The 6,614-nt window shown below is 62.7% G+C and carries 6 protein-coding genes; 2 read left to right on the top strand and 4 right to left on the bottom strand.

The features are described from left to right. The first annotated feature begins 172 nt into the window (after positions 1–172). Positions 173–412 carry a hypothetical protein gene (locus ABB27_RS18685; RefSeq protein WP_152984689.1) on the top strand — a complete coding sequence of 80 codons (240 nt, stop codon included), beginning with the start codon at positions 173–175 and terminating at the stop codon, positions 410–412. 141 nt (positions 413–553) lie between these two features. Here ABB27_RS18685 and ABB27_RS18680 read toward each other — a convergent pair whose 3' ends face one another. Beyond that, a complete protein-coding gene (locus tag ABB27_RS18680; RefSeq protein ID WP_057630798.1) occupies positions 554–3,217 on the bottom strand; it encodes a M1 family metallopeptidase in 2,664 nt (887 codons plus the stop codon). A gap of 85 nt (positions 3,218–3,302) precedes the next feature. Continuing rightward, positions 3,303–4,034 carry an AraC family transcriptional regulator gene (locus ABB27_RS18675; protein WP_057630800.1) on the bottom strand — a complete coding sequence of 244 codons (732 nt, stop codon included), beginning with the start codon at positions 4,032–4,034 and terminating at the stop codon, positions 3,303–3,305. Positions 4,035–4,204: 170 nt separating this feature from the next. Between ABB27_RS18675 and ABB27_RS18670 the strand changes: the two genes are divergently transcribed. Beyond that, positions 4,205–4,615 carry a hypothetical protein gene (locus tag ABB27_RS18670; RefSeq protein WP_152984688.1) on the top strand — a complete coding sequence of 137 codons (411 nt, stop codon included), beginning with the start codon at positions 4,205–4,207 and terminating at the stop codon, positions 4,613–4,615. A gap of 118 nt (positions 4,616–4,733) precedes the next feature. On the opposite strand, the gene ABB27_RS18665 is transcribed toward ABB27_RS18670, so the two are convergent. After that, positions 4,734–6,026, bottom strand: a complete 1,293-nt coding sequence (locus tag ABB27_RS18665) for an adenylosuccinate synthase (protein WP_057630794.1) — start codon at positions 6,024–6,026, stop codon at positions 4,734–4,736. A 242-nt stretch (positions 6,027–6,268) separates the two neighbouring features. After that, positions 6,269–6,454 carry a DUF2065 domain-containing protein gene (locus ABB27_RS18660; RefSeq protein WP_057630792.1) on the bottom strand — a complete coding sequence of 62 codons (186 nt, stop codon included), beginning with the start codon at positions 6,452–6,454 and terminating at the stop codon, positions 6,269–6,271. Positions 6,455–6,614 lie beyond the last annotated feature (160 nt).

Genomic DNA, 6,614 nt, shown 5'->3' with positions numbered 1-6,614 from the left:
CGCGTGGACAATGTGTACGGCGACAAGAACATCATGTGCGCCTGCATTCCGGTGGATGCGTACAAGGAAGATGTCGAGGCGTGATCGGGGCTTGATTGCCTGATGGCGTGAATGAAAACAGCCGGCGAAAGCCGGCTGTTTTTTTGTGTTGATTGGGGAGCTGGAGCGCCGGATGTTTCTGGAGCGGCGAAAACCACAGATGACAAGGTTTTGGGCTTCGGCTTCGACTTCGGTTTCTGCTTTTGCTTCTGCTTCTGCTTTTGCTTCTGCTTTTGCTTCTGCTTTTGCTTCTGCTTTTGCTTCTGCTTTTGCTTCTGCTTCTGCTTGTGCTTGTGCTTTTGCTTCTGCTTGTGCTTGTGCCTCTGCTGTCCCTTCTCCCGTTTACGGGAGAAGGTGCCCGAAGGGCGGATGAGGGGGATTTTGCCTTTGCTTAGCTAGAAGCCTCCCCTCACCCCAACCCCTCTCCCGTAAACGGGAGAGGGGCTTCACAACTGCAGTTGCGTTCATGGCTTCACAGCTGCAGTTACATCCATGGCTTCATAGCCGCAGCGCTTCAATATCCCTTCTGCTTCAACCACGCATCCACCTGCGGCTTGCGCTCCTCGCGCAGTCGCAGCTTTGTCTGGATCCCGGCAATCACCGTCTCCGCATCCCGCCGCGAAGTCGGTGCAATATGCGCATCGGCGAATGCCTTGATCTTTTCCACCATCTGCAGGCTGTCGGCACTGCGACCCAGGCCCGGGTAATAGCGCGCACGCGAGGTGCTGTCGACCAGGGTGTCCACCTTCTCGCGATGGGCAACGGCGAAATCAAACGCCATCTCCGCATGCTTGCGCGACACGCCACCAATCATGCCTGCGCTGTTGGTCGCACCCGGCTCATCGGTCAGCGCCATGTCCAGCGCACGCTGTGCAAGCGCCTTGTCCTTGGCCACCGCCAGCAGACCGTAGTATTGGTCACGCACCATCGCCGAGGTTTCCTGCTTGGCCAGCCTGTGCAATTTGTCCCAGGTGGCTGCGTCGGCATTGCGGGCCACCACACCGAGTACGCTGCTGCGCAGCTCTGGCGACAGCGAATCAGGCTTGGCCAGGAAAGCATCGAAACGACGCTGCGCTTCGGCAATCACCTGTGCGTCGTCCAACGCCGCCAAGGTACTGATCAAACTGCTGCGCAGCTCCTTGGTCTGCGCCGAGTCACCCTCCTGCCCGTCCCAGCCCAATGACTGCAGCACCGGCGACAGCCGCGAGCGCGCATAGCCGCGGAATGCTGCCTGCCGTGCCGCATCGCCATCGAACATGCTGTCGATGCCATTCAAGGTGCCAGCGACCATGTCCCACAGATCGGTCGGTGCATCAGCAGCGACCTTTGCAGTCAGATCCAGCAGGTCCGCATCCGGCTGCAGACCTGCGGCAGCCAAGGCACTGGTATCCATCATCACGCCGAGCTGGTCGACCACCGGCAGTTTGTCGAAGCCGGCACTCAAGGCCTTGAACTGGGCCGGTGCATACAGCGTGCGGTAATAGCCCTTCTGCCCGGCATTGACCAGCAATGGCCCGCTGCAGCCCGGCAACTGATTCTGGGTATCACCGTCGACCAAGGTATGCACCGCCTCGCCACTGCCCACGCGCAGGCTCACCGGTACGCGCCAGTGCAGCGGCTGCTTGTCCTTGCGATCAATCGTGTACTCGCCCTGGCTAAGCTTCACCTGGGTATTGCCGCCCACGCAGCTGCTGCTGGCGCGGATCAAGGGCACGCCCGGCTGCAGGGTGAAGTCATGCGCCACTTCAATGAAACGCTTGCCCGGCGCCGCCTTGTCGATCTCGGCCCACAGGTCATCGGTGACCGCATTGCCATAGGCATGGGCCGCAACATAGCGACGCACTCCATCGCGCCAGGCATCGGCGCCCACATAGTCCTCGAACATCGAGATCACCGCCGAGCCCTTGCCGTAGGTGATGCCATCAAATGCCTGGCTGGCCTGCTCCACCGTCGCCACGTGCTGCACGATCGGATGCGTGGTCGCATAAGCATCGCGGCCCATCGCCGCACGGCTGGTCTGCGCGGCATCGACGTTGTTGATGTCCCATTCCGGATGCAGCTTGCGGGTGGTGCGGGCCTCCATCCATGAGGCGAAACCTTCGTTGAGCCACAAGTCGTCCCACCAGGCCATCGTCACCAGATTGCCGAACCACTGGTGCGCGATTTCATGCGCGGCGATCGAGAACACCCCCTTCTTGTCCGAGATGCTGGAAACCGCCGGGTCTAGCAGCAAGGCATATTCGAAGGTGAAGATCGCGCCCCAGTTCTCCATTGCACTGAAGAACTGGCTGCCACCCGGTGCTGCGACGTTGTCGAGCTTGGGCAGCGGATACTTCACGCCGAAATAGTCGTTGTACTCACGTAACACCTCGGCGCTGCCTTCCAGCGCGAATTGCGCCTGCTCGACCTTGCCGGTCTGGGCGATGACACCAATTTCCGTACCGCCTTCATTGACGGTGGCGCGTTCAAACTCGCCACTGGAGAAGAACAGCAGATAGGTCGACATCTTCGGTGTGGTCTGGAACACCACCTGCTTCAGCCCCTTGCCCAGCGGCTTGCTGCTCGCCACCGGCATGTTGCTGACCGCCATCTCGGCTTCCGGCACGGTGACGCTCAGATCGAAGGTAGCCTTGAAGCCTGGCTCGTCCCAGGACGGAATGAAGCGGCGCGCGTCGGAGTTCTCGAACTGGGTGAACAGCGCGCGCTTCTTGCTGCCATCGGCCACCGGGTAGTCCAGCGCAAACAGGCCATTGGCCTGGGTATTGATGCTGCCGCTGTACTCAATGTTCAACGTATAACGGCCTGGCGCCAGCCGCGCGGCAACGCGGAAGCTGGCGGTCTGGTTGGCCTCGTCCACGCTTACCGTGGCCGGCATCGCCTTGCCACCGCCGGCCGGCTGCAGCTGGCTTTTGCCAAAGCGCATGCCGGCGGCCTGCAACACGATGCTGTCGGTGGGCTGCAGCACTTCCAGATCAACGCTGACCTTGCCATCGAAGCGCATCTGCCCGGCATGCGGGGTGATCTGCACCCGGTAATGATCCGGACGCGCGGTGCGCGGCAGCTGGGTGGTGATTTCATTGCCGGCCGCAGCGGAAGCTGCCGGTTCAGCAGCAAACACTGCAGGCGAGGCAACACAGCAAAGGGCAAGACTGATCGCAACAACAAGGGAACGGCGCATCAAAGCTCCTGACGGAAGAACATGGGCTTGATGCCCACCACTTCGCATCATCTACCCCTCTACCGCCCCCCAACACTCCCGGAAGTCATAGCCCTGCGCGCGCCGCTTCCTGCTGTGCCCGCTCTGCGATCATCGCCCGGTACTGGCGCGGCGCCATGCCGACCTCGGCCTTGAACTTGCGGGTGAACGCGCTCTGGTCACTGAAGCCGCAGGCCTGGCCGATGCTGGCAACACTGTCCTCGCCATGCAGCAGGTGCAGGGCGATCTGGATGCGCAGGCGGGTAAGCACCTGTTGCGGGGTCATCTGGAATACCTTGCGGAACGAGCGCTCCAGCTTGGACAGCGAGAAGCCAGTGATGTCCAGCAAGGTCTGCATGCGCACGTTTTCGGCGTAATGGGTGTTGAGGTAATCCAACGCCAGCCGCAAGGGTTCGTACTGCGACTCCAGCCCGCCGCGCTGGCCCAGGTCGCGCGAAATACCGATCAGGCCGATCACCTTGCCGTTCTCGACGATGGGCCGCTTGCAGGTCAGGCACCAACCCGGCTGCTGGTTGGGGAACAGCTGCAGCTCCATCACGTTCTCGATCACCTCACCGGCCAGCACGCGTGCATCCTGCGCCACATAGGCTTCGCTCATGCCCACCGGGTACAGCTCATCGGCGCGTTTGCCGATCGCGTCGTTACGCGACTTCATGCCCAGCCGCTGCATCATCGTGATGTTGACGTGGGTGTAGCGTCCATCGATGTCCTTGGCAAAAAACAGCACGCTGGGAATGGCGTCGAACAGCGCTTCAATTTCGGCAGGGTCAATACGCATCGGGTCATTCAGGCTGGCAGCGGGGGGCGTGCCCAGCCATTCTAGCCAGCCCCGGGCCGCTACCGCGCTGGCCATAAGTACCTGCCCGGGCCAGCATCCGCCAGATGAAGACAAGTCCGCCGCCGGCATTGGCGGCATGATCGGGCCTACCTGCACCCGAAAGCCTGCCCATGTCCCAAGCCAGCCCCTCAAACCCCTACGTTGTCGGCCAACTGTGGGCCTGCCAAGGCCGCCATCAGGATGAGCAGCCCACGCTGTTGATCAACCGCATCGACCAGCATCCACTCGGCGGCGGCAACATCTACCACGTCACTCTGGATGGATTGAAGGTTCGTCACCCAGGCGTGCCCGGCGGCCTCATGACCGAACTCCCGCATGCCCCGGTCACTGACCAGACGTTGCAGCGCAGCCAGCTGCGCCTGCTGGGCCAGCAGGCGCCGGACCCGGCCTACCTGAAGGGCTATGGCCAATGGCGCGAGGCATTCGATGCCGGAAATGCCGGCTCGTTTGGTGTCAGCGTGGCGACCATCCTGGAAATCATCGAACGTCAGCTCAACGGTACGCCGCTGGATCAGCCCTGACGGTAAGCGCTGCTCGGCAGAAACCTGGCCGGTAATGCCCCTGCCGACCATGGGTCGGCACTACAACGCCAACGCCCCGCTTTCGCGGGGCGTTGGCTTTTACATCACGGTGCGGCTATCAGCCCCACGGATCCTGCAGGATCATGGTGTGGTCGCGGTCCGGGCCGGTCGAGACGATCGACACCGGGCAGCCCGCCAGCTCTTCCAGCGAACGCAGGTAGGCGCGTGCGGCCGGCGGCAGCTTGTCCCACTCAGTGATGCCGTGGGTGTTTTCGCTCCAGCCCGGGAACTCCAGGTACACGGGGGTGCACTCTTCCCAGCCCTGCGCGTCCAGCGGCGCGTATTCCGAACGCTTGCCACGGTATTCATAGGCAATGCAGACCTTGAGCTTTTCCATGCCGTCGAGCACGTCAAGCTTGGTGATGCACAGGCCGGAAATACCGTTGATGGCCACAGCGCGCTTGAGCGCGACGATGTCCATCCAGCCGCAGCGACGCGGACGACCGGTCGAAGCGCCGTACTCGGCACCGCGGTCGCGGATGCCCTGGCCGATTTCATCGTCCAGTTCGGTCGGGAACGGGCCACCGCCAACGCGGGTGGCATAAGCCTTGGCGATACCCAGCACGTAATCGATGGCATCGGCGCCAACGCCGGCACCGGCCAGTGCACCACCGACGGTGGTGTTGGAGCTGGTGACGTACGGGTAGGTGCCGTGGTCGATATCGAGCAACGCGCCCTGCGCGCCTTCGAACAGCACGCGCTTGCCCTGCTTGCGCAGGTCATGGCAGATACCGGCAACGTCGGACTTCATCGGCTCGACGTATTCGCCGAAGGCCAGGGCTTCCTGGTAGACGGTGTCGAAATCGACCGCTTCCACGCCCAGGTACTTGGTCAGCACGAAGTTGTGGTAATCCAGCGCCGCGCGCAGCTTTTCAGCCAGCTGCTCCGGGTAATGCAGGTCGGCGATGCGGATGCCGCGACGCGCCACCTTGTCTTCATAGGCCGGGCCGATGCCGCGACCGGTGGTGCCGATGGCCTTGCCGCCGGCGGCCTTCTCACGGGCCTGATCCAGGGCGATGTGGTACGGCATGATCAGCGGCGCTGCCGGGGAGATCTTCAGACGCGAACGGACTTCAACGCCAGCCGTTTCCAGCTCTTCGATTTCCTTGCGCAGGGCGGCCGGGGAAATCACCACGCCATTGCCGATCAGGCACAGCGCGTCATCGCGCAGGATGCCGGACGGAATCAGGTGCAGGACGGTCTTCTTGCCGTTGATGACCAGGGTATGGCCAGCATTGTGACCACCCTGGAAACGCACAACTGCGCCGATTTCTTCGGTCAGCAGATCGACGATCTTGCCCTTGCCTTCATCGCCCCACTGGGCGCCGAGAACAACAACTGATTGACCCATGACGGGTAACTCCTGAATTTGCTGCGGCCATCGGGGCCGCGGACGGGGCCGTGTACCGCCCTTGGTCCGCCATGGTGGAAGCCCCATCGGGGAGCTGCCGGCAAACGCCAGGGTCATACACGGAAAAAGCCGGACGGGATGCTCTTGAGGAGCGGCCCGACCGGCTTTTCTGGATTATCCGGGTTTTGCATGACAGCTACCACCCCCGCGAGTTCAGGATGGTATGGCCGTCAGGGTTTGGTTCAGTGCCGGGCCCACCACAGGCAGCCCAGGCCAATAACAACGGCCACCGCGCCCATCCCGCGCAGCGCAGAGGACGGCTGCTCCAGCAGCTGCGCGGCCATCCGCTTCCACGCCAGCGGTGCAATGAACAGGAACAGGCCTTCGATGACGGCGACGAGGCAGAGGGCGGAAAGGAGGTCTTGCATGCGCTATCGCCATTGCCTTCTCCCAGCGGGAGAAGGTGCCCGTAGGGCGGATGAGGGTGCGGGCGGAGCCCATCGAATCGGGACATCAGGGGCGTTCCGCCCCCCTGCCCTCAGCCCGGAAGCTGCCCTCACCCCAACCCCTCTCCCGCATGCGGGAGAG

Origin of the sequence: Stenotrophomonas terrae (assembly GCF_001431465.1) — a bacterium.
Taxonomy (GTDB): domain Bacteria; phylum Pseudomonadota; class Gammaproteobacteria; order Xanthomonadales; family Xanthomonadaceae; genus Stenotrophomonas; species Stenotrophomonas terrae.
This window is presented reverse-complemented; position numbering and strand designations above follow the sequence as displayed.

Coding starts and splice junctions, on each gene's coding strand:
- ABB27_RS18685 (WP_152984689.1), top strand. CDS start 173: ATGTTTCTGGAGCGGCGAAAACCACAGATGACAAGGTTTTGGGCTTCG.
- ABB27_RS18680 (WP_057630798.1), bottom strand. CDS start 3,217: ATGCGCCGTTCCCTTGTTGTTGCGATCAGTCTTGCCCTTTGCTGTGTT.
- ABB27_RS18675 (WP_057630800.1), bottom strand. CDS start 4,034: ATGCGTATTGACCCTGCCGAAATTGAAGCGCTGTTCGACGCCATTCCC.
- ABB27_RS18670 (WP_152984688.1), top strand. CDS start 4,205: ATGTCCCAAGCCAGCCCCTCAAACCCCTACGTTGTCGGCCAACTGTGG.
- ABB27_RS18665 (WP_057630794.1), bottom strand. CDS start 6,026: ATGGGTCAATCAGTTGTTGTTCTCGGCGCCCAGTGGGGCGATGAAGGC.
- ABB27_RS18660 (WP_057630792.1), bottom strand. CDS start 6,454: ATGCAAGACCTCCTTTCCGCCCTCTGCCTCGTCGCCGTCATCGAAGGC.